This is a genomic window from Methermicoccus shengliensis DSM 18856 (assembly GCF_000711905.1).
In the GTDB taxonomy this organism is placed as follows: domain Archaea; phylum Halobacteriota; class Methanosarcinia; order DSM-18856; family Methermicoccaceae; genus Methermicoccus; species Methermicoccus shengliensis.
Genome location: NZ_JONQ01000007.1, coordinates 1 through 19,981, shown reverse-complemented (window position 1 = coordinate 19,981; position 19,981 = coordinate 1). Strand labels below are relative to the sequence as shown.

The 19,981-nt window shown below is 58.2% G+C and carries 17 protein-coding genes, 4 tRNA genes and 3 rRNA genes; 12 read left to right on the top strand and 12 right to left on the bottom strand.

Going from position 1 to position 19,981, the window contains the following annotated elements; genetic code table 11:
* Positions 1-9: 9 nt before the first annotated feature.
* Positions 10-795, bottom strand: coding sequence for an MBL fold metallo-hydrolase (locus BP07_RS00390; RefSeq protein ID WP_052353043.1), 786 nt, complete (start codon positions 793-795; stop codon positions 10-12).
* Positions 796-1,929, bottom strand: a complete 1,134-nt coding sequence (locus tag BP07_RS00385) for a DNA double-strand break repair nuclease NurA (RefSeq protein ID WP_042684275.1) — start codon at positions 1,927-1,929, stop codon at positions 796-798.
* Between the two features lie 88 nt (positions 1,930-2,017).
* Here BP07_RS00385 and BP07_RS00380 point away from each other — a divergent pair, with 88 nt between their 5' ends.
* From BP07_RS00380 to BP07_RS00370, 3 genes are all read left to right on the top strand, one after another.
* Positions 2,018-3,178 (top strand): NAD(P)/FAD-dependent oxidoreductase, encoded by a 1,161-nt coding sequence (locus BP07_RS00380; RefSeq protein ID WP_042684273.1) that lies wholly within the window; start codon positions 2,018-2,020, stop codon positions 3,176-3,178.
* 66 nt (positions 3,179-3,244) lie between these two features.
* On the top strand, positions 3,245-3,391 hold the full coding sequence (locus tag BP07_RS00375) for a 50S ribosomal protein L40e (protein WP_042684271.1): 147 nt from the start codon (positions 3,245-3,247) through the stop codon (positions 3,389-3,391).
* Positions 3,392-3,400: 9 nt separating this feature from the next.
* Positions 3,401-4,156, top strand: a complete 756-nt coding sequence (locus tag BP07_RS00370) for a geranylgeranylglyceryl/heptaprenylglyceryl phosphate synthase (protein ID WP_042684270.1) — start codon at positions 3,401-3,403, stop codon at positions 4,154-4,156.
* Here the strand turns inward: BP07_RS00370 and BP07_RS00365 are convergent.
* Positions 4,151-5,347 (bottom strand): radical SAM/SPASM domain-containing protein, encoded by a 1,197-nt coding sequence (locus BP07_RS00365; RefSeq protein ID WP_042684268.1) that lies wholly within the window; start codon positions 5,345-5,347, stop codon positions 4,151-4,153. The two genes, BP07_RS00370 and BP07_RS00365, sit on opposite strands and share 6 nt — an antisense overlap.
* A 129-nt stretch (positions 5,348-5,476) precedes the next feature.
* Between BP07_RS00365 and BP07_RS00360 the strand changes: the two genes are divergently transcribed.
* From BP07_RS00360 to BP07_RS00350, 3 genes are read left to right on the top strand one after another with little or no spacing between them, the layout of a single operon-like run.
* Entirely contained in the window at positions 5,477-6,790 is a 1,314-nt protein-coding gene (locus BP07_RS00360) for a TrpB-like pyridoxal phosphate-dependent enzyme (protein ID WP_042684266.1), read from the top strand.
* Entirely contained in the window at positions 6,780-7,559 is a 780-nt protein-coding gene (locus BP07_RS00355; RefSeq protein ID WP_042684263.1) for a metallophosphoesterase, read from the top strand. The genes BP07_RS00360 and BP07_RS00355 overlap by 11 nt, the downstream gene beginning before the upstream one ends.
* On the top strand, positions 7,556-8,194 hold the full coding sequence (locus tag BP07_RS00350; protein ID WP_052353042.1) for a DUF166 family protein: 639 nt from the start codon (positions 7,556-7,558) through the stop codon (positions 8,192-8,194). The genes BP07_RS00355 and BP07_RS00350 overlap by 4 nt, the downstream gene beginning before the upstream one ends.
* Positions 8,195-8,367: 173 nt before the next feature.
* Here BP07_RS00350 and BP07_RS00345 read toward each other — a convergent pair whose 3' ends face one another.
* The 6 genes from BP07_RS00345 to BP07_RS08695 form a co-directional block, all read right to left on the bottom strand.
* Positions 8,368-8,805, bottom strand: a complete 438-nt coding sequence (locus BP07_RS00345) for a UPF0146 family protein (RefSeq protein ID WP_052353041.1) — start codon at positions 8,803-8,805, stop codon at positions 8,368-8,370.
* 17 nt (positions 8,806-8,822) lie between these two features.
* Positions 8,823-8,896: transfer RNA gene (locus BP07_RS00340), tRNA-Val, on the bottom strand.
* Positions 8,897-9,144: 248 nt separating this feature from the next.
* A tRNA-Asp gene (locus BP07_RS00330) sits at positions 9,145-9,217 on the bottom strand.
* A gap of 19 nt (positions 9,218-9,236) precedes the next feature.
* The gene (locus tag BP07_RS08700; protein ID WP_157203008.1) at positions 9,237-9,413 is read right to left on the bottom strand and encodes a hypothetical protein; all 177 of its coding nucleotides are present in this window, start codon (positions 9,411-9,413) and stop codon (positions 9,237-9,239) included.
* On the bottom strand, positions 9,410-10,075 hold the full coding sequence (locus tag BP07_RS00325) for a PHP domain-containing protein (protein ID WP_052353040.1): 666 nt from the start codon (positions 10,073-10,075) through the stop codon (positions 9,410-9,412). The genes BP07_RS08700 and BP07_RS00325 overlap by 4 nt, the downstream gene beginning before the upstream one ends.
* A 117-nt stretch (positions 10,076-10,192) precedes the next feature.
* On the bottom strand, positions 10,193-10,345 hold the full coding sequence (locus BP07_RS08695) for a hypothetical protein (protein ID WP_157203007.1): 153 nt from the start codon (positions 10,343-10,345) through the stop codon (positions 10,193-10,195).
* Positions 10,346-10,706: 361 nt separating this feature from the next.
* On the opposite strand from BP07_RS08695, the gene BP07_RS00320 reads away from it, so the two are divergent.
* The 5 genes from BP07_RS00320 to rrf all read left to right on the top strand — a co-directional run bounded on the left by BP07_RS00320 (position 10,707) and on the right by rrf (position 15,668).
* Positions 10,707-12,190, top strand: a 16S ribosomal RNA gene (locus BP07_RS00320).
* Positions 12,191-12,278: 88 nt separating this feature from the next.
* Positions 12,279-12,351 (top strand) — tRNA-Ala (locus BP07_RS00315).
* 127 nt (positions 12,352-12,478) lie between these two features.
* Positions 12,479-15,408: ribosomal RNA gene (locus tag BP07_RS00310) — 23S ribosomal RNA — on the top strand.
* Between the two features lie 55 nt (positions 15,409-15,463).
* Positions 15,464-15,535 (top strand) — tRNA-Cys (locus tag BP07_RS00305).
* 11 nt (positions 15,536-15,546) lie between these two features.
* A 5S ribosomal RNA gene (gene rrf, locus BP07_RS00300) occupies positions 15,547-15,668 on the top strand.
* Together the 16S, 23S and 5S rRNA genes with 2 tRNA genes alongside form the textbook arrangement of a ribosomal RNA operon.
* A gap of 183 nt (positions 15,669-15,851) precedes the next feature.
* Here the strand turns inward: rrf and BP07_RS00295 are convergent.
* From BP07_RS00295 to BP07_RS00285, 3 genes are all read right to left on the bottom strand, one after another.
* Complete coding sequence (locus BP07_RS00295) at positions 15,852-16,358, bottom strand: hypothetical protein (RefSeq protein ID WP_157203006.1); 507 nt, start codon at positions 16,356-16,358, stop codon at positions 15,852-15,854.
* Between the two features lie 52 nt (positions 16,359-16,410).
* Entirely contained in the window at positions 16,411-17,196 is a 786-nt protein-coding gene (locus BP07_RS00290; protein ID WP_042684257.1) for a methyltransferase cognate corrinoid protein, read from the bottom strand.
* Between the two features lie 130 nt (positions 17,197-17,326).
* Positions 17,327-18,346 carry an MtaA/CmuA family methyltransferase gene (locus BP07_RS00285; RefSeq protein ID WP_042684254.1) on the bottom strand — a complete coding sequence of 340 codons (1,020 nt, stop codon included), beginning with the start codon at positions 18,344-18,346 and terminating at the stop codon, positions 17,327-17,329.
* Between the two features lie 172 nt (positions 18,347-18,518).
* Between BP07_RS00285 and mtaB the strand changes: the two genes are divergently transcribed.
* Entirely contained in the window at positions 18,519-19,934 is a 1,416-nt protein-coding gene (gene mtaB / locus BP07_RS00280) for a methanol--corrinoid protein co-methyltransferase MtaB (protein WP_042684251.1), read from the top strand.
* Positions 19,935-19,981: the final 47 nt, after the last annotated feature.

The following is a 19,981-nucleotide window of genomic DNA, read 5'->3' as shown; positions in this document are numbered from 1 at the left end:
AAGAGGGCCTCACGAGTAGCTGTCGAGCTGGCTTTGCACACTCTCTTCCCTCGTGGCTTCGAGCGCAACACACATGCCATCGTGGGCGAGGGGATAGCGCTTTATGGCATGCTCATGGGGTGGGTACAGGTGGCTCAGGTGGGTTAGCAGCACCCTCTCTGCCCCCAGCATTCCCGCAAGCTCCAGCGCCTCGGTTGCGTTCATGTGCTTGTGGAAGTTCAGTGTGGGGTGAATGGCGTCCGCAATCAGTAGCTTTGGCTCTGCCATGAGCTCGAGGCTCTCCTGTGGGATGTGGATGGAGGTGTCCCCGGTAATCACCAGCTTCTGGTCATTCTCGATGACCACGAACCCACAGGGCTCCCTCAGGGGTGGGTGGTGCACTGGCACAGGAGTGATGCGCAGCCCAAATAGCTCGATTTCCTCAAAGGGCTCGAGCGTGGTAAAGCGCAGGGGCATGAACGAGAATGTGCTCTCCACCAGGTCCCTCATCTCGCGGGTGCCATAGCACCTCACCCTTCTTTGCACCCTGAACAGCTCTGGAAGCCCTCCATAGTGGTCATAGTGGGCATGCGTCCACAGCACTGCACCCACCTTGGGGATGCGGGCACGAAGCAGCTGCTCTCTCAGGTCTGGGCTGGTGTCTATCAGCACCACGCCCTCTCCCGTGCGCAGCAGCACCGAGAACCTCGCACGCCTGCTCCTTCCTCCCCTGAGGGCATCACGGCAGGCAGCGCACCCGCACCCTATCTTGGGACATCCCGCCGCATCACCCGTCCCGAGCATCTCCACGAGCACTCAGCTCACCTCAAAGCGCTTGTAAAAGTCCTTGGCACTCTCGGAGAGCAATATGCCATTGTGCTCACAAAAGCCCCTCACCATCTGCTCGAACACCGCACGCTCCCTCTCTCTGATGACCGCTGCCTCGTGTGCCCTCCAGAGGATGTCTGGATAGGTGCCCCTGATGATTGTCTCGCCCCTTATGACGTCTGCCACGAGGTCAGTGAGCCCCTGCTCGTACATCCACAGTGGCATCTCCACCCTGCACGGAGCATGGGGGCTGGTGTTCAGATAGAAGAAACATATCCTCCTTCCCCATTTTCCATACAGGTCGAGGACTGAGCTGCCCTCGAAGTAGCGCCTGTCATCCCTGTCGCACAGGAACACCTTGGTGCGCTCCCCCCATTTCATGGCACCTCTCAACAGCGCAGCATCGGTGATTCTCACACCCTTCGGCAGCTCCTCAAAGCATTGTCCCATCATCCTCACGAGGTCGTGGGAGTTGGGGGAGTCCACGAATGCGGCTATGGGTACCCTGTTTTCCGATGCCGAGAGCAGTCCCCTTATGGCATCGAGGTACACGCTGCGTATCCTCTCGCCGTGCGAGCTTATGTGGGAAAGCACGAGCGAGGTGTCCAGCAGGCATAGGCAATCGATTCTTGCGCTCATCACGTGCTCACACTCGAGGGAGAAGCGCATCGCGTCCACGAGTTCGTTGCTGTATGGATACATGCTGTGCTGCTCGAACTGCTCTGGGGTGATGAGCCGCACGATTCGCTCGCATTGTGCCTCTGAGCCATCGTGGGGGTTGTACACGAGCGCACTCTGCACGATTGCCAGCGGCATCCCCAGCCCCCGCCTTGCGTATATCTGGCTCCCGTCCACGCTCGCAACTGGCGTGCCAGAGAGCACCTCGTCCATCCACGCAAGCGCCTCCTGCCTCGAGCTCCAGCCACAATCGAACGGCACGATGAGCTCGCCCTTCTCAAGGGGCACGGCACCGCAGTATCGTGGAAGCTCTGGACACATGCCATTCAGGTCCAAGAGCCGCTCTCTGTATGCCCCAAGCTCCTCTGAGGACTCCCTCTCATACGCAATCAGGGCATGCTTTTTTGCCTCCAGCTCATGGGCTAAAGCGAGCAGGTTGAGCATCACTACCACTTCTTTTTAGCCAGTATATCTTTTTTCTGGATAGGCTTTTCTGGGTAGGTTTAAGAGGGGGAAGGTTGAACTGGGGGCGATGGACAGGGCTGACGTGCTGGTCATAGGGGCAAGCCCGGCGGGCATGGCGTGCACCCTCGAGTGTGCGAGGCTGGGACTTGCGACAGTGCTCGTGGACAGCAAGCGACCCGACTACGTCCCATCGCCTGCGAACACCGTGTTCGAGGCGATGGCCAAAAAGGCACACATGCCCCTCGAGCCCCACCTCGTCCGTCGCTGGCTCAAGGGCATGGTGATACGCTCTCCCTCCGGACGGGGCATCAGGGTGGATGCGAGGGGCTGTGTGCTCCACAGAGACAGGCTCGATGCCCATTACATCGAGGAGGCAGAGCGAAGAGGGGCGAGGGTGCTCTGGCAGCACAGGGCAGAGCGCTTGGTGGTGAGCGATGGCATAGTCGAGGGGGCGGTCGTTAACGGCGAGCCCATGCGAGCTGCCATCACGGTGGTGGCGTGCGGTGTGGACTGTGGGCTTGCCCGGCTGGCGGGTATATCCCCCATGCGCCATCCCCACGACCTTGCGTGGGCCCTCGAGGCGCACGTGGTGGGTGAGGGCGTGGGAGAGCCCGAGTACTTTGAGTACACGGTGGGCAGCGTGGCGCCCGGCTGGAAGGCCACTTACACACCCCTCGGAGGGGACGAGGCGACCATTGGTGTATATGTCAGAAGGCACGGGAGGGACGTCTCGGCGTTCTTCGAGCGCCACCTAACACGCTTTGAGGCAGAACACGGCCCCGTTAGGGTGCTCTCGGTGGCGAAGGGTGCAGACCCCGTGGCCACCCTTCCCCACGAGCTCGTGTGCGGCGGGCTCATGGTGTGCGGAGGTGTGTGTGGTCAGTCGGGCATAGCCTACGGGATTCGGGCTGGAACGCTCGCAGCCCAGACGGCTGCAGAGGCGCTGGATAAGGGAGATGTATCTGCCGCCATGCTGCGGGCATATGTGCGTCGATGGAGGCGGGAGCTGTGGTGGGAGCATGTGGTGGGCAGGCTCTCCCTCGAGATGCTCAGAAGGATGAGGGATGAGGAAATCGATGCCCTTGTGGCAGCGCTCGAAGACTATGACACATCGAGGCTTCGGGGACATCCACTCCTGAAGCTCGCAGGGGTGGGAATGCACGTGGTGCGCAAAAGCCCCCTGCTTGCTCTCACTCTCTTGAGGAAGATTTCACAAGGAATGACGTGATTTTTGGTCCACAAAGAAAAAGCTTTAAATGTGTGGGTGATGTGCCACACGAAGAAGGTGTGAGCGATGGGGAGGTTTCCAGAAGCTGAGAACAGGCTGCTCAACGTCAAGATATGCATGAAGTGCAACGCCCGCAACGCCGTAAGAGCCACACGATGTCGAAAGTGTGGATACAAGGGGCTCAGGATGAAGTCAAGAGAGATTAAGGGCTGAGCATAAGCCATGCTGGGAGCTGTTGAGCGCTATCTGCTCGATGTGATAGAGAGGGATGGTGCGGCTCACCTCACCCTCATAGATCCAGAAAGTCAGCCACCCGAGAGGGCTGGAAGGATAGCGGAGGGTGCGGCGAGGGCTGGCACAGATGCGTTCATGGTGGGTGGCTCCATCAATGCGGCTGGAGGGCTGCTCGATGAGACTGTGCATGCCATCCGACGAGTCACATCCCTTCCCGTAATACTGTTTCCCGCTGGGGTGCACTCGCTCACGCCCCATGCGGATGCCCTGTTCTTCATGAGCATGCTGAACTCCAGAGACCTCACCTACATCGTAGGCAACCAGATGCTGGGAGCGCCCCTCGTGGTGGGCTATGGCATCGAGGCAATCCCGATGGCGTACCTCGTGGTCGAGCCCGGGGGCACGGTGGGCTATGTTGGCGATGCGAGGCCAATACCACGAGCAAAGCCAGAGATAGCGGTGGCATACGCCCTCGCCGCTCAGCTGATGGGGATGCGGTTCGTGTACCTCGAGGCTGGCTCTGGTGTGAGCTCTCCAGTACCCCCGGAGATGATATCTGCAGTGAGGGGGGCGTCGAGGTGCACGCTGGTGGTGGGCGGTGGCATACGCGACCCGAGCACGGCAGAGAGCATGGTGAGGGCTGGCGCACATGCGATTGTAACGGGCAACCTCGTGGAGATGAGGGAGGACGTGGAGGATGTGGAGACAACCCTCGCAGAGCTCATAGCCGCCATGAAATCATAGCACCTCAACGTCCAGTGGGGGCTCGAGCTGGCCCGCATCTGGGTCGTATATACACGTGGGGTCCTCGCCATAGAAGTCTCCCGTGTAAAAGTATGCCTTCTGCCTGCACCCCCCGCACACGCCCACGTAATCACACCGTCCACATCTTCCAGTAAGGTGTCTCTCCTTTTCTCGAAGCATGCACAGCTGCTCGCACGGATTTTTCTGCCACAGCTCGGAGAAGGGCGTCTCTCTCGCATTTCCGAGCCTCACATGGGGCGCGAAGTGGCATGGGGACACGTTTCCGAGAAAGTCCACGTTTGCCACCTTGAGGCCAATGGAGCACCCCCCAGCTGCCACAAGCAGCCTTCGTGCCAGCTCGAACCGCTCAGGGTCCTCCCTCCTTAGCCGCTCGAGGATGTACACGCCGTCCATCGGCGAGTCGGTGGTGAGTATCTCGATGGGCTCATCCTTAAGCGCCTTTGCCCGCTCATAGAGCACATCGAGCACCCACCTTCGCTGCTGCTTGGTGAGGTCCCAGTCGGCTATGTACCTACCCCTTCCCGTGGGCACGAGGTGATACACACAGAACCTCGGTATCCCTTCTGCAAGGCACAGCTCGATGAGCTCTGGCAGCTCCCTGTAGTTGTGCTTGGTGAGCGTCACTCGCAAGCCCGTGGGTATGCCCGCATCCCTCGCAGCTCTGATGCCAGAGAGGGCTCTCTCGAACGCCCCATCCACTCCCCTGAAGGCATCGTGCTTTTCTGGGTGTGCGGAGTCTATGCTCACCCCCACATACTGTATGCCCACCTTCCTCAGCTCTTGGGCAACCTCTGGAGTGATGAGGGTGCCATTGCTCGATATCACCATCCTGAGACCTCTTTTCTTGGCATGGCGGGCATACTCGAGCAGGTGCGGGCTCATGAGGGGCTCTCCACCCGTGAGGATCACTATGGGCACGTGCATTGCTGAAAGCTCGTCTATGAAGGCAAGCCCCTCCTCGAGTGTCCACTCCTCTGGATGGGGTGTGGTGGCATCGATGTAGCAGTGTCTGCATCCGAGGTTGCACGCCCTCGTAATGTTCCACATCACCACCGGGGAGCTCACAGATGAGAACCTCAGCAAATCGCTTCTCCTTTGGCGACCCGCCTTTGCCCTCAGCGCCTCCCACACGGTGGCTCTGTCTGCGAGTAGCTTGGAGAATACTATCATTTCGGCATACCAATGCCGAGAACGCATTTAAGTGTTGTGAAATGGGGTATTGGATGACCACTATCTTTATATCGCACAAGTACGAGAGCGTGCCTCAATCAACATAAATATACATTGTGAGGAGTTCTGATGGACAGAACAAAGTATGTGCTCGATGAAAACGACATGCCAGATGCATGGTACAACGTGCTCGCTGACCTTCCCACCTCGCTCGACCCTCCGCTGGACCCGAAGACGCGCCAGCCCGTCTCCCCGGAGGCCCTGATGGCGATATTTCCCAAGGCGCTCATCGAGCAGGAGATGAGCACCGAGAGGTATATCCGCATCCCTCGAGAGGTCATGGAGGTATACAGGCTGTGGAGGCCCTCTCCGATGTACAGGGCGCGCAGGTTGGAGCAGTACCTCGATACCCCAGCCCGCATCTACTACAAGTACGAAGGTGTGAGCCCTGCGGGGAGCCACAAACCCAACACCGCCGTGGCTCAGGCATACTACAACAAGAAGGAGGGGATACGAAGGTTGGCCACCGAGACGGGGGCTGGACAGTGGGGAAGCGCCCTCGCCCTCGCATGCAAGCTGTTCGACATGGCGTGCACCGTGTACATGGTGAGGGTGAGCTATGAGCAGAAACCCTATCGCAAGTACCTGATGAATGTGTGGGGTGCGGAGTGCATACCCTCGCCGAGCACTAGGACGAACGCGGGAAGGGCTGTGCTTGAGAGAGACCCCGACAGCCCGGGCAGCCTTGGTGTGGCAATCAGCGAGGCCGTGGAGGATGCCGCCACCCACGAGGACACCAACTACGCGCTGGGCAGCGTGCTCAACCACGTTCTGCTCCACCAGACCATCATAGGTGAGGAGGCGGCAATCCAGATGGAGATGGCAGACGACTACCCCGACTACGTGGTGGGATGCGTGGGCGGAGGCAGCAACTTTGCGGGCATAGCGCTTCCGTTCATGAGGGAGAAGCTTGCGGGCAACAGTGAGACCACCTTCGTGGCAGTGGAGCCCACCGCATGCCCCACCCTCACCCGTGGCAGGTATGAGTATGACTTCGGGGATGTGGCAGGGCTCACACCCTTGCTCAAGATGTACACTCTTGGACACGACTTCATTCCTCCGAGGATTCATGCAGGGGGCTTGAGGTACCATGGCGATGCTCCGATACTGAGCTATCTCGTGCACGAGCGCCTCATGGACGCCGTCGCCTACCGCCAGAGCGAGTGCTTTGAGGCAGCCAGCATTTTTGCAAGAAGCGAAGGCATCGTGATTGCCCCAGAGACCTCTCATGCGGTAAGGGCGGTGATTGACATAGCCAGAGAGTGCAAGAAGACCGGGGATGAGAGGACGGTGCTGTTCAACCTGAGTGGGCATGGGTTGCTCGACCTCTCTGCATACGATGCGTATCTCTCAGGAGAGCTCGAGGATGTGAATGACCGCTGAACTGCAGCCAGTGGTGGATGAGCGGGCGCTGGTGGTGGAGGGCAATGAGCGCGCCCTCGTGGTGGCAGACCTGCACATCGGCATAGAGTATGAGCTGCGCAGGGAGGGGGTTCACATTCCCTCCCATACCCCAAAGCTGCTCGAGCGGCTCGAGCATGTGCTCAAATACGGGTTTGACAGGCTGGTGCTGCTCGGGGATGTGAAGCACACCATTGGGGGCGTTAGCCCCCTGGAGAAGGCTGAGCTTCCTTCCGTGCTCGAGCGGCTCGGCGAGCTTGTCCACGTGGATATCGTACTTGGCAACCACGATGCGGGCATCGCCCAGCTGGTGCCAGAGGGTGTTGATGTGCACCCCTCGGGGGGCGTGGTGCTCGATGGCGTGGGCTATGTGCATGGCCATGCGTGGATGAACAGTGAGCTGCTCGGAGCGGACATCATCGTGTGTGCCCACACCCACCCGCTCGTGAGGTTTGTGGACTCGCTCGGGTGCACTGTCACCCTTCCATGCTGGCTCCGCACCACTCTGAGGGGAGAGGTGCTCTCCATTGCACTGGGCTCGGATGCCCATGACACGCCCCTCGTGGTCGTTCCGGCGTTCTGCACGCTGTGTGGGGGGGTAGTGGCCAACGACCCAGATTCAGAGCTGCTCGGTCCCCTGTTTTCGAGCGGAGCCGCCGATGTGGAGCATGCCGAGTGCTATCTGCTCGATGGCACGCATCTTGGAGCCCTCTCTCAGCTCATGCGGTTCTCGAGGAGGGAGCGGGGATGAGGGTGGCGGTGGTGTGCAGGGGAAAGTGGGGGAAAAGGGCATACGATACCCTGAAAAGGCTCGATGTGGCTTGTGTGGACATGGTGGAGCTGCATGATACCCCCCCGCTCGAGCAACCGCACGTTCCCCCCATGTCGGCGGACGTGGTGTTTTCGTATGCCCTGAGCCCAGAGCTCAACCTCGAGGTGGTAAGGAGGGCTGCCGAGGGAGGAGCACAGGCGGTGGTGGTGGCTGGGGGGTATCGCTACATACCCTTTTCAGAGGCAGGAAAAATCGCCTCAGCCCATGAGATGGAGCTGCTCGTGCACGAGATATGCTGCAGCCTGACTCCAGAGCACACCAAGAGCCCTGCGCTCAGGGCGCTGCTTACCCACGTGGGCTCTCCAGTGCTCAAGGTGAGCATCGCCCATGGAAGGGTTGAGCATGTGGAGGTGGTGAGGGGTGCACCCTGTGGCTCCACGTGGTTCATGGCACAGGGGCTCAAGGGGGTGGAGGTGGACAGGGCTCCCATGGAGGCGTCCCTGCTGGTGTCCTACTATCCATGCAGGGCAAGGCGGGGTGGGCGAGGTGGCATTCACAGCTCGTGCGAGCTGCACCTCGAGGCGGTGAAGAGGGCGATAGAGGATTGCCTATAGGCTCATATGTCCACACCTGACGCTCCAGCACATATGCGAGGGCTGCCCTTACTCCCTTATCGAGCCTCAAGAGGTGGAAATAGCTCACGCTCTCACGAACACGTAGGTGTCCACGAGAATGAGCACCATCAGCAGGGCACACACCAGCACTGCCCTGTCAACGAAGTCGAGCCTCATGCATTAGGGCACACGCTGGCTCGATAAATAGGTTTTGGCTCGGTGAAATGCATCAGCCTCATCCCCCTGCCACTCACAGTACGCCTTTTTGCATATATGGCAGAAAGGTCGACGCTCTCTGAGCCAAATGGCCTGATTATGAGCTGGGCTCCCACCCTCGCCGCAGCCCTCGCGATTGGCACCCAGAGCTCTGGAGGGGGGCGAAGGGAGTACACCACTGATGCCCCCTCATACAGGCGCACGTTCGGGGCGCACACGTCGTCCATGAGCACTCCACGGGATGATGGGTGCACGTCCGTTGCCACGACCTCGATTCCCATACGGGTGAGGAGCCTCGCCACCTCGAGCCTGTGTCCCACCCCCACTTCCACCACCTTTCCATCGGCACAGCGGGCGATGTACTCCGCGATGTGTGCCATCTCGATGCCGTTCATGCTCCACCACTGGATAGTGGGCTCGAGGAGATTCGAACTCCCGACCTCTGCCTTGTAAGGGCAGTGTCATAACCTGCTAGACCACGAGCCCACTGCTGACAGTTTTGCACTCATGGGCACCCACATATTTAAGATTTTATGCAACTGGTTCGGGGCGTTTCTTTGGCCACAGCATGTTCTGGTTGCTCTGACCCCCAAGTGGATGAACTTCCTTCATCATGATATATGTCACATAAGTGCTGCGGGATGGACGTTCTTACGCAGGCAGAGTAATCAACTGCTGTTACCCTAGAAGCAGCATATGCAAAATCCCCTGTTCACCACTCCAGTAGTAAAAAGCGCCCGGACCGGGATTTGAACCCGGGTCAGAGCCTCGACAGGGCTCTATGCTAGGCCCCTACACCATCCGGACACGCGCAACCCCCCACTACCTAATGAAATTTAAAGCTTTTCCTCCCGCCCATAGAGGGATAGGGCACTCGAGGCATCCTCGATGGGATGTGCACAAGCTCGAGCTCTTCTCTGTGTCTCCTCAGCAGATATGGCTTGATGAGCTCGCTGCCCTTGCCGAGGGTGAGCGTCATGGAAAAGCCACACAAAAGCTTCATCTTCTCACCATCATTACGAGCTTGGTGATTATGTGAACGGCTGGGCTGGTCTTTCTGAACACTATCTTTGCGTGGGGGAGGTGCTTGAGCAGCTCAGCTGGAGTATCGAACGGCTCCACCTCAACGTACGTTCGCCCGAGCTCTAAGGGGGTGTGGGCATCTGAGCCTGCCGAGATGGGTTTGTGGTGCAGCCTTGCAAACTCCACTGCCCGCGCGTTGTGCCTCTTGCGGACGTTTCTGGCATTGTACCCCTCAATGATATGTATCCTTGGCATCATCCTCTCGAGCACCTCCCTTCTTATCACCTTGCTCCTGTACACATCGAAGGGATGGGGCACGAGGGCAAGCGCCCCCTGCTCATGGATGATGTCGAGCGTCTCGTCGCACGATAACCCCTGCGGCACCTCTTCTGTGAGGAATATCCCTATCACCTCTCCATCGGCGGTTGCGATTTCCTCTGCAAGGGGACAGGGCACCTCGATGCGGTTCTTTCTCATGAGTGAGCGCAGCCTCTCTGAGCCCTCTATGGAGTTGTGGTCGCACACGATGGGAATCACACCCGTGCTGAGATATGACTTGAAGAGCCGCTCCACACTGTTGATGGAGTCGTGAGAGAAGTGCGAGTGCACGTGCATGTCCAGCCTGAGCTTTTCACAGTCCATCTGCCACCGTAATGCTGTATCTCAGGCGCACTATAAAACGCTGATGGCCGAGAGCAGCACGAAGACGTCCAGAACGCACCATCGTACCTCGTGAGCACGCTCCTGTGGGACGGGGCATCATCCACTCGCAAGCTCGCTCTTGCTTTGAGAATGCGAGCAGCATCGCCATGGAGATACTGTGCTGAGCACCACGTACCCAAGGGCAACCATCCAGAACGTGGGGGGCATGGGCAGGGAGAGCACAATTGCCGTGAGCACCAGCACGAGCATCACCCCTGTTGGGCTTGAGCCCCAGGGCGAAGGCAAAGTTTATATAGGATTATGTAGTGGGGAAGGTGCACCCACCTCCGTGGGGGCATGAACAGATGTGTGTCCCCTATTGGGGTGGCACAACGAAAGCCTTAAATAGTAATGAGGGAGAATAGATAGTCCCTCAGAACACGGCGCTCGGCGTCAGCCCGGATGTTGGGGATACCCATTTCGTGAAGGGCTGCATCAAAGCCGTGTGACAGCGATGTCGTGGAGACTGAATAGTGATTATTCCGTCTGACACAAGCCCTGATGACTCGGTTAATTCCAATCGGACACCCCTTCAAGGGGCAAGGAGTTAAGTAACCACCAATTCCTGCACACTCTGGTTGATCCTGCCAGAGGCCACTGCTATCGGGGTTCGACTAAGCCATGCGAGTCGTATGTTCCCCTTCGGGGGAGCATGGCGCACTGCTCAGTAACACGTGGATAACCTACCCTTGGGACAGGGATAACCCCGGGAAACTGGGGATAATACCTGATAGACCATGGAGGCTGGAAGGCGCCATGGTTCAAAGGGGCAACCGCCCGCCCAAGGATGGGTCTGCGGCCTATCAGGTTGTAGTGGGTGTAACGCACCTACTAGCCTACGACGGGTACGGGCTGTGGGAGCAGGAGCCCGGAGATGGATTCTGAGACATGAATCCAGGCCCTACGGGGTGCAGCAGGCGCGAAAACTTTACAATGCGGGAAACCGTGATAAGGGAACCTCGAGTGCCGATGCATAGCATCGGCTGTCCAGATGCCTAAAAAGCATCTGATAGCAAGGGCCGGGCAAGACCGGTGCCAGCCGCCGCGGTAACACCGGCGGCTCGAGTGGTGGCCACTTTTATTGGGTCTAAAGCGTCCGTAGCCGGCTTGGCAAGTCCCCTGGGAAATCTGGCGGCTTAACCGTCAGGCGTCCAGAGGATACTGCCAGGCTTGGGACCGGGAGAGGTGAGAGGTACCTCAGGGGTAGGGGTGAAATCTTGTGATCCCTGAGGGACCACCAGTGGCGAAGGCGTCTCACTAGAACGGGTCCGACGGTCAGGGACGAAAGCTGGGGGCACGAACCGGATTAGATACCCGGGTAGTCCCAGCCGTAAACGATGCTCGCTAGGTGTCAGGCATGGCATGACTGTGCCTGGTGCCGAAGGGAAGCCGTGAAGCGAGCCACCTGGGAAGTACGGCCGCAAGGCTGAAACTTAAAGGAATTGGCGGGGGAGCACCACAACGGGTGGAGCCTGCGGTTCAATTGGATTCAACGCCGGGAAGCTTACCGGGGGCGACAGCGAGATGAAGGTCAGGCTGAAGACCTTACCGGATTAGCTGAGAGGAGGTGCATGGCCGTCGTCAGTTCGTACTGTGAAGCATCCTGTTAAGTCAGGCAACGAGCGAGACCCACGCCCACAGTTGCCAGCATGTCCTTCGGGACGATGGGTACACTGTGGGGACCGCCGCTGCTAAAGCGGAGGAAGGAGTGGGCAACGGTAGGTCAGTATGCCCCGAATCCCCCGGGCTACACGCGGGCTACAATGGTTGGGACAATGGGTACCGACCCCGAGAGGGGAAGGTAATCTCCTAAACCCAACCGTAGTTCAGATTGAGGGCTGCAACTCGCCCTCATGAAGCTGGAATCCGTAGTAATCGCGCCTCAAAATGGCGCGGTGAATACGTCCCTGCTCCTTGCACACACCGCCCGTCAAACCATGCGAGTGGGGTCTAAGTGAGGAGGTGGACTCGTGCCATCTTCGAACTTGGGCTCCGCGAGTGGGGTTAAGTCGTAACAAGGTAGCCGTAGGGGAATCTGCGGCTGGATCACCTCCTATAAGTGCTCACAAACGTGAGCAGTCCGATTGGAAGCCGAAAAGTCATCAGGGCTTGCAGTCATGATGGACTGCAGCACGAACCTCAGGGGCTCGTAGATCAGCTGGAAGATCGCTGCCTTTGCAAGGCAGAGGCCCTGGGTTCGAGTCCCAGCGAGTCCATCGAGATACATAGTGCACCAGGTGAACAACAGTTCATCTGGGAAGGGTCGAGCCTCAGCCTGCAAGGCTGATGCTGGGAGACCGTGTATAAGCGCAATCTGGACGCCCACTGAGTTGAGGTGAGACCGGAGTCTGGCAGCTGTACCAGCTGGTGGATGGCTCGGCTCAAGCGCCGATGAAGGACGTGCCAAGCTGCGATAAGCCCCGGGGAGATGCAAGGAATCGTTGATCCGGGGATTTCCTAATGGGACATCCTGATGCTACGGCATCACTCCCTTCGGGGAGGGGGAACGCCCCGAATTGAAACATCTTAGTAGGGGCAGGAAGAGAAACCAATAGGGATGCCGTGAGTAACGGCGAGTGAAAGCGGCACAGCCCAAACCGAATCCGCATCCGATGAGGATGTGGAGATGTGGTGTTGTAAGCCGGGCTCAACACCCCACCCAACGAAGCCGAAGTCCCCTGGAACGGGGCGCCAAAGAGTGTGATAGCCACGTAGGCGTAAGTTGGAGGGTGGAGCCCGTGTCTTGAGTACCGTGTGTTGGAATTCACACGGGAATCTGGGAGACATCAACTTCCAAGGCTAAATACGTCTTGAGACCGATAGCGCAGTAGTAGGGTGACCGAAAGCTGAAAAGTACCCCAAGAAGGGCGGTGAAAAGTGCCTGAAACCAGCTGGTGATAGTGGGATGTGGCGTGGAAGGATCAGCAGTGCGAAGGAACCCGTCGCGAGGCGGCAGTACGAGCACTGTGTTGCAGCGTCACATCATACGTTTTGAAGAACGGGCCAGGGAGTTTGCCTGAGTGGCGAGGTTAACCACGGAAGTGGGGAGCCGAAGCGAAAGCGACAGGTGCGTAGCGGGTTTCCCGCATGGCACGGGGTACTAAAAGTGCCCGAAGTCACTTGGGCAAGACCCGAAACCGGGCGATCTAGGCGTGGGCAGGCTGAAGCGCGAGGAAACTCGCGTGGAGGGCCGAAAGGGTGCTGATGTGCAAATCGCTCCTCTGACCCGCGTCTAGGAGTGAAAGATTAATCGAGCCCGGTGATAGCTGGTTCCTCCCGAAACATGTCGCAGCATGACCTGGACGGAGGCAGTCGGCGGTGTAGAGCACGGATTGGGGAAGTCGGGGGGGAAACCCCTCGCTCCCCTGTCAAACTCCAAAGCCGCCGTCGTCGTAGAAGTCCGGAGTCCGGGCTGGGGGGTAAGCTTCCAGTCCGTAAGGGGATAAACCCAGCCCATGGTTAAGGTCCCTCAGTGTCGACTAAGTGTTAACGATAAAAGGTGTCCCAAGCCCAAGACAGCTGGAAGGTTGGCTTAGAAGCAGCCATCCTTTAAAGAGTGCGTAACAGCTCACCAGTCGAGGTTTGGGGCCCTGAAAATTGACGGGGCTAAAGTCGACCACCGATACCATGGGACGCCGCGAGGCGATTCAGTAGGGAGGCGTTCTGCATGGGCAGAAGCAGGGCCATGAGGTCCTGTGGACCGTGCAGAAACGAGAATCCTGGCATTAGTAGCAGCATAGTTGGGTGAGAATCCCAACCGCCGAAAGGGCCAGGTTTCCTCGGCAATGTTCGTCAGCCGAGGGTTAGTCGGTCCTAAGGTGCACCGTAACTCGAGTGCGCCGAAAGGGAAGCAGGTTAATATTCCTGCACCACTTGACGATAAGTCCTGACGCCTCAGGGTAGGCCGAGCAGGTGTTGCCAGCCTGTTCAAGCGCCGAAGCCCCCGGAGAGCCGTAATGGCGAGAAGGGGGTGAATGCGTGATGACGCAAGTCGGCTGACCCCAGGGGCCCGTGAAAAGGGCAGTCAAGTGGCCGTACCGAGAACTGACACAGGTGTCTCAGGCTGAGAAGGCCCAGGCGTGTCGGAGTACTTTGGCTAAGGGAATTCGGCAAATTGGCCCCGTAACTTCGGGAGAAGGGGTGCCTGCTCTGAAGAGAGCAGGTCGCAGTGACCAGGGGGCTCTAACTGTCTAATAACAACATAGCAGACTGCAACTCCGTAAGGACTAGTACAGTCTGTGAATCCTGCCCAGTGCAGGTACCTGAAAGCCCGGTCCAACGGGACGAAGGGCCTGTAAACGGCGGGGGTAACTATAACCCTCTTAAGGTAGCGTAGTACCTTGCCGCTTAATTGGCGGCTTGCATGAATGGACCAATGAGAGCCCCACTGTCCCTAGCCAGAATCCGGCGAACTTCACATTTCAGTGCAGAGTCTGGAGACCCCCAGGGGGAAGTGAAGACCCCGTGGAGCTTTACTGCAGCCTGCTGCTGGGTTACGGTCTTGGATGTACAGAATAGGTAGGAGGCGTAGAAGCACCCTCGTCAGGGGGTGTGGAGCCGCCCGTGGGATACTACCCTTCCGAGGCTGTGACCCTAACTCGTATAGAGGACAACGGTAGGTGGGCAGTTTGCCTGGGGCGGGACGCCCTCGAAAAGATATCAAGGGCGCCCAAAGGTCGGCTCATCAGGGACGGAAACCCTGAGAAGAGTGCAAGGGCATAAGCCGGCCTGACGTGATTTCGCACAGCAAGAAATCACGAGCCGAAAGGCGGGCCTAGCGAACCAATGTGCCCTCTTGATGAGGGCCATTGATGACAGAAAAGCTACCCCGGGGATAACAGAGTCGTCACCGGCAAGAGCACATATCGACCCGGTGGCTTGCTACCTCGATGTCGGTTCTCTCCATCCTGGCTGTGCAGCAGCAGCCAAGGGTGAGGTTGTTCGCCTATTAAAGGGGATCGTGAGCTGGGTTTAGACCGTCGTGAGACAGGTCGGTTACTATCTACTGGGGGTGTTGGGAGTCTGAGGGTAAGTTGCCTTTAGTACGAGAGGAACAAGGCAACGGTGCCACTGGTCGATCGGTTGTCCGGCAGGGCAATGCCGAGCAGCTACGCACCAGCGGATAAGGGCTGAAAGCATCTAAGCCCGAAACCGCACCCAAAAAGAGACTCCCGTAAGGACGCTCGTAAAAGACGAGTTTGATAGGGCCGGGGTGTAAGCACCAAGGCAACGAGGTGTTCAGCCCGCGGCTACTAAAGTCCGTGCCAGCCTGCTCTTGCCTCAACTCAGGCGAAATCCAGATTGTGCTTTTTGCGGCAAACAGCATCTGCCAAGGTGGCGGAGCGGCTACGCAATCGCCTGCAGAGCGATGTTACTCCGGTTCGAATCCGGACCTTGGCTTGAGGCTCGAGTTTAGCGGCCATAGCGGCGGGGGTACTCCTGAACCCATTCCGAACTCAGAAGATAAGCCCGCCCACGTACTGCACTGTACTGTGCTGCTCGCGCGCACGGGAACTGCAGTTCGCTGCTAAACTCACCCATTCATCTCATTTTAGTATCGGGAGAGTGCGCTCCATGGCCATTCTTCTTGGGTTCTCGATTGAGGTTGGAGGATTTTTTATCTTGTCAAACACCCATCGTGAGATGGGTAAGAGAATGCCATTTTTATACGCTTAACATCGTAAAACAAAAAAGAGAAAAGGAGCTGGGGGTCAGCTCAGTACAGGCCCAGCATCAGTGCGTATGCCAGCAGCGTATTCACGATGACTAACAGCACAATGAGCCAGCCAAAGCTCGCTCCGCCGATGCCGAACGCTGGTAGTGCCGCAAGCTCACACAGGATACCGAAGACGAACACTGCGAGCCCCACATACAGCGTGGCAGTGGAGCCAGCTGCGATGGACATCACATAGGCGCCAGCCACGAGAAGCATGATGCCCGTCCACACGTCCACGGCAGACATCGACTTTCCATCAGCGCCAAACGCTGGAAGCCCTGCGGCGATGAAGGTCACCCCCGCAGTGCCCACCACAGCGGCGCTGAGGTAGTCTGGCGCGTCCATTCCAAAGCCGCTGTAGAGCAGACACGCGGTGATGAATGTGGTGATGCCCACAAAGATGGCCAGCAACTGGGCGCCCTTAGCTGGAACCTTGCCGGCAACGGCAAGGCCTATCGGTAGAAATCCAAGTGAGAACAACAATACTGGTAGTGCAGCTGGATGCATACTATTTCCCCTCCTTTATAATAAAAGGGTGGGAAGGCCCACCCGGTCAAAATCACACTCCGAGGAGCTCCTCGTACTTGTCTCTGATGTCCTTCCAGGACATGCCCTTGAGGGCAGCCTCTGCGAGCACGGGTCCCTGAGCAGCCTTCTCTCCATAGATGCCCATGTCGTAGGACTCCACGAACTCTCTGTTCACGGCACCGCCACCACACACGAATGGAATCTCGATGCCCTTCTCCTTCAGCCTCTGGGCAATCTTCGGGAAGGCGTTCATCGTGGTGGTCATCAGTGCGGTGCCCGTGACCATCAAGGGCTGGTGCTCCTCCACTGCCTTGACGACCTCCTCTATTGGCACGTCCCTGCCGAGGTCGATCACGTTGAAGCCGTTGGCGTTGAGCAGTGCTACGACGATGTTCTTTCCAAGGTCGTGGATGTCGCCCTCGGCGACGTGGCACACCACTGTGCCCTTCCTCTCCATTGCCTTGCCCATCTTCTCCTCACACGCCTTGATGCCCGCTGCCATTGCGTCGGCGGCAATCATCACCTGTGGCAGGAAGTAGATACCTGCATCGTACAGCTTGCTCACCGCTGCCATTCCTGGCACCAGGGCATTGTTGATCACGTCGAGTGCGTCTGCCTTTGTGAGAGCCTCATTGACGGCTGCCTCCACACCTGCAGCATCTCCCTTGAGCATTGCCTCGGCAATCTTCTTGTACATGGGGTCCTTGGGCATCACGTCTGCCGCGAACTCCTCGGGAGCTACCTCCTTCTCAGCCTTGATGTCATATCTCACCAAGGTCATCTCAGTGTTTGCTTTACTAAAGTCTACTTCAGCCATGTTTTCCTCCTCCTTAATGGTGGTACAAACCCCCATCTTTACTCAGCCCTATATATAGATTACTTATTGAGTAAAACAAAATAATTTGAAAAAAGGAAAAAAAAGTTTATCTCTTTACAATTTTTGCAATTTATGCAAAGTACTCCTTCACTCCCTCCACAAAGGCGGCAAGGTTGGCGGTCGGGGTCTTGGGCGCTATGCCGCAGCCAGGTGCGCACAGGTCTGTGCCGCCATCCAGTGCATCCATCACTGCGTACTGTACCTTCTCTGGGTCGCCGAGCAGCAGTGGGTCTATGGAGGAGACGTTGCCCACGAGGGCCACCTTGTCACCCACCATCTTCTTTGCCTCTGCCATGCTCACCTTCTCCTCGATGCTCAGTCCGTCAGCGCCCGTCTCTGCCATGAGGGTGAGAATTTGCTTCACGTTGCCACAGATGTGCAGCACCGCCAGCGCGCCCTTGGAATGGATGGTGCGGTGCAGGTCCTTGAGATGGGGCAAGGCGAGTGTTTCGAACGAGGTGGGGATGATGGTATCTGGGGATGCCACTGGGTCCAGGGGCACCACCACATCCGCACCCGCATCCACGAGCGCCTCGGCGTACATCTTGAGCACCTCGGTGGCCAGCTCCACGAACATGTCCGCCTCGTCTGGCTCAGTCATGCTTTGCCTGATGAACTTCTCCACGCCCATGAGATGTCCTGCGAGCGTCACTGGACCTGTCACGCCCGCCATTATGGGCAGCTCATCCCCCACCTCTGCCTGGAGCTGCTCCACCGCTTTGAGCACCACGGGCACCCTTCCCTTCTCGAGGAAGTCCTCATAGGGGATGTCGCCCACATCCTCGTATGGGGTCTCCTTTACCGAGGGCTGCCTCTCCTCGTTGCCCCAGTTGATTGGCACGCCAAGGGCATCCGCCTCCACCGTCAGGCAGTAGGGCACACGGGCGGTCTCCAGCCCCACCTCCTGATAGGGCATCTTGGCGAGCTTTACCATCTGGTCAACGTGCTTGTGGGCCTCTGGCCAGAACACGCCAGCCTTCTGCATGAACTCTACGGTGCCCGTCTGGGTCACTGAGGTAGCCGGAACCCTATCCACCTCTTTCTTCTGGAGTGCGGCAAGCACTCGCTCCTTAGGTGTCATCTCAGTCATTTGCTTTCCTCCACATTACGCTAAGGCATATGCTATTTTAATATTTTGTAGGGGGCGCTCTGGTGGTGGGAAGATTTAGGGTAAAATCAGAGTGAAATCCTTACAATTGATAACATTTATATCAGAATAAACTCCACCACTCCCCTGTAAAAAACCATTGGGAGGAGGAACTATGGCTGTAAAGATGAGATACACCAAGATGGCCTACACCAACCCAGACGACATGGTGTTCGGAGAGGCTCCGAACCCCATCAAGAACTACGGACTGGACCTGGAGCTTGGTGCAGGATACGTGGTGCCAGAGACCAACTACGCACCAAGGCCCGGCTCTGAGGCCTCCAAGATGAAGCTTGTGAACGAGTACAGACACATCACCAAGGACATCCTCGAGAGGTGTGTCACGATTGGACTTCCCACCATGCAGCTCGAGACAGAGCACGTGTTCCAGATGACCAACGACCCATCATGGGGCGAGGCGGTCACCAAGAAGCAGTTCGAGCTGATGAAGAAGTTCAACGAGGAGTATGGCATCAAGCTCGCTCTCAGGCACACACCGGGTGACATCAGGCGTGATGAGCTGGCACCCGCTGGCCTGAGAGAGGACGCAGAGCACGACTACCCCAACAAGATGATTGCTACCGTGGAGGCATGTGCCAAGGCGGGTGCGTCCAACATCTCCTGTGAGACCGTGGGCGGCAAGGAGATTCTGGACTATGCAGTGGCCAGGCAGGACCTCAAGGGCATCCTGTTCGGCATCGGCTGCCTGGGCAGCATCGACATGGAGTGGGTGTGGAGCCAGATAGTGGACACCGTGAACAAGGCGGGCACGAGCTGCATACCCGGCGGTGAGACCAACTGCTCTGGTGCCAACACGTGCATGTTCGTGGCTGGCGGTCTGCTGGACAACAACCTGCCCCACGTGTATGCCATCATCGCCAGGGCCATCGCAGCTGGCAGGACGCTCGTGTGCTACGAGTGTGGCGCCAAGGGACCTGGCAAGGACTGTGGATACGAGGGTCCAATCGTGAAGGCCGTGGCAGGTGTGCCCCACGCCCAGGAGGGCAAGGACGCCACGTGCGCCCACGCGGACGTCATGGGCAACCTGATTGCACAGTGCTGTGACCTGTGGTCCAACGAGTCCGTGGAGTATCACTCCGAGTTCGGTGGCTCCACGGTGCAGGTGTGGGCACAGGCTCTCGGATACGAGGTCGCCCTGATGAACGCCGCAAAGCAGACGGGCAAGGACAAGGTGCTCAGAGACCTGTACGTGGCAGCCGACCTGTACAGGGACCCGCAGCCCTATGTGCTCGCATACTTCAACGCCTTCAAAGTTGGGCAGGCAATCGTCGAGAATGGCAACGACGTCTACCTCAGGGCAAAGGCTGCGGGCGAGACCGCCGCAAAGATTGTGGACGAGGCCAACAAGAAGGGCGAGCTGAAGCTCACGAAGTTCGAGAGGAAGGCGCTCGACAAGGCACTCGAGGAGCTGGCGAGCTTCCCAGACTCCATGGACGCCTTCATGGACGAGTGCATCAAGGAGTACTCCGAGAAGGTGGACGTGTTCAACCCGAAGAACTACGGACTGTAAGTCCGTGGCTCTTCTTTTTTCTTTTTCTTTTTTGTGTTTTGTGTTTT

Bases quoted from the DNA above. Each gene is read 5' to 3' on its own strand.
- BP07_RS00385 (WP_042684275.1), bottom strand. From the start codon at position 1,929: ATGCTCAACCTGCTCGCTTTAGCCCATGAGCTGGAGGCAAAAAAGCAT.
- BP07_RS00380 (WP_042684273.1), top strand. From the start codon at position 2,018: ATGGACAGGGCTGACGTGCTGGTCATAGGGGCAAGCCCGGCGGGCATG.
- BP07_RS00375 (WP_042684271.1), top strand. From the start codon at position 3,245: ATGGGGAGGTTTCCAGAAGCTGAGAACAGGCTGCTCAACGTCAAGATA.
- BP07_RS00370 (WP_042684270.1), top strand. From the start codon at position 3,401: ATGCTGGGAGCTGTTGAGCGCTATCTGCTCGATGTGATAGAGAGGGAT.
- BP07_RS00365 (WP_042684268.1), bottom strand. From the start codon at position 5,347: ATGATAGTATTCTCCAAGCTACTCGCAGACAGAGCCACCGTGTGGGAG.
- BP07_RS00360 (WP_042684266.1), top strand. From the start codon at position 5,477: ATGGACAGAACAAAGTATGTGCTCGATGAAAACGACATGCCAGATGCA.
- BP07_RS00355 (WP_042684263.1), top strand. From the start codon at position 6,780: ATGACCGCTGAACTGCAGCCAGTGGTGGATGAGCGGGCGCTGGTGGTG.
- BP07_RS00350 (WP_052353042.1), top strand. From the start codon at position 7,556: ATGAGGGTGGCGGTGGTGTGCAGGGGAAAGTGGGGGAAAAGGGCATAC.
- BP07_RS00345 (WP_052353041.1), bottom strand. From the start codon at position 8,805: ATGAACGGCATCGAGATGGCACACATCGCGGAGTACATCGCCCGCTGT.
- BP07_RS08700 (WP_157203008.1), bottom strand. From the start codon at position 9,413: ATGAAGCTTTTGTGTGGCTTTTCCATGACGCTCACCCTCGGCAAGGGC.
- BP07_RS00325 (WP_052353040.1), bottom strand. From the start codon at position 10,075: ATGGACTGTGAAAAGCTCAGGCTGGACATGCACGTGCACTCGCACTTC.
- BP07_RS08695 (WP_157203007.1), bottom strand. From the start codon at position 10,345: ATGCTCGTGCTGGTGCTCACGGCAATTGTGCTCTCCCTGCCCATGCCC.
- BP07_RS00295 (WP_157203006.1), bottom strand. From the start codon at position 16,358: ATGCATCCAGCTGCACTACCAGTATTGTTGTTCTCACTTGGATTTCTA.
- BP07_RS00290 (WP_042684257.1), bottom strand. From the start codon at position 17,196: ATGGCTGAAGTAGACTTTAGTAAAGCAAACACTGAGATGACCTTGGTG.
- BP07_RS00285 (WP_042684254.1), bottom strand. From the start codon at position 18,346: ATGACTGAGATGACACCTAAGGAGCGAGTGCTTGCCGCACTCCAGAAG.
- mtaB (WP_042684251.1), top strand. From the start codon at position 18,519: ATGGCTGTAAAGATGAGATACACCAAGATGGCCTACACCAACCCAGAC.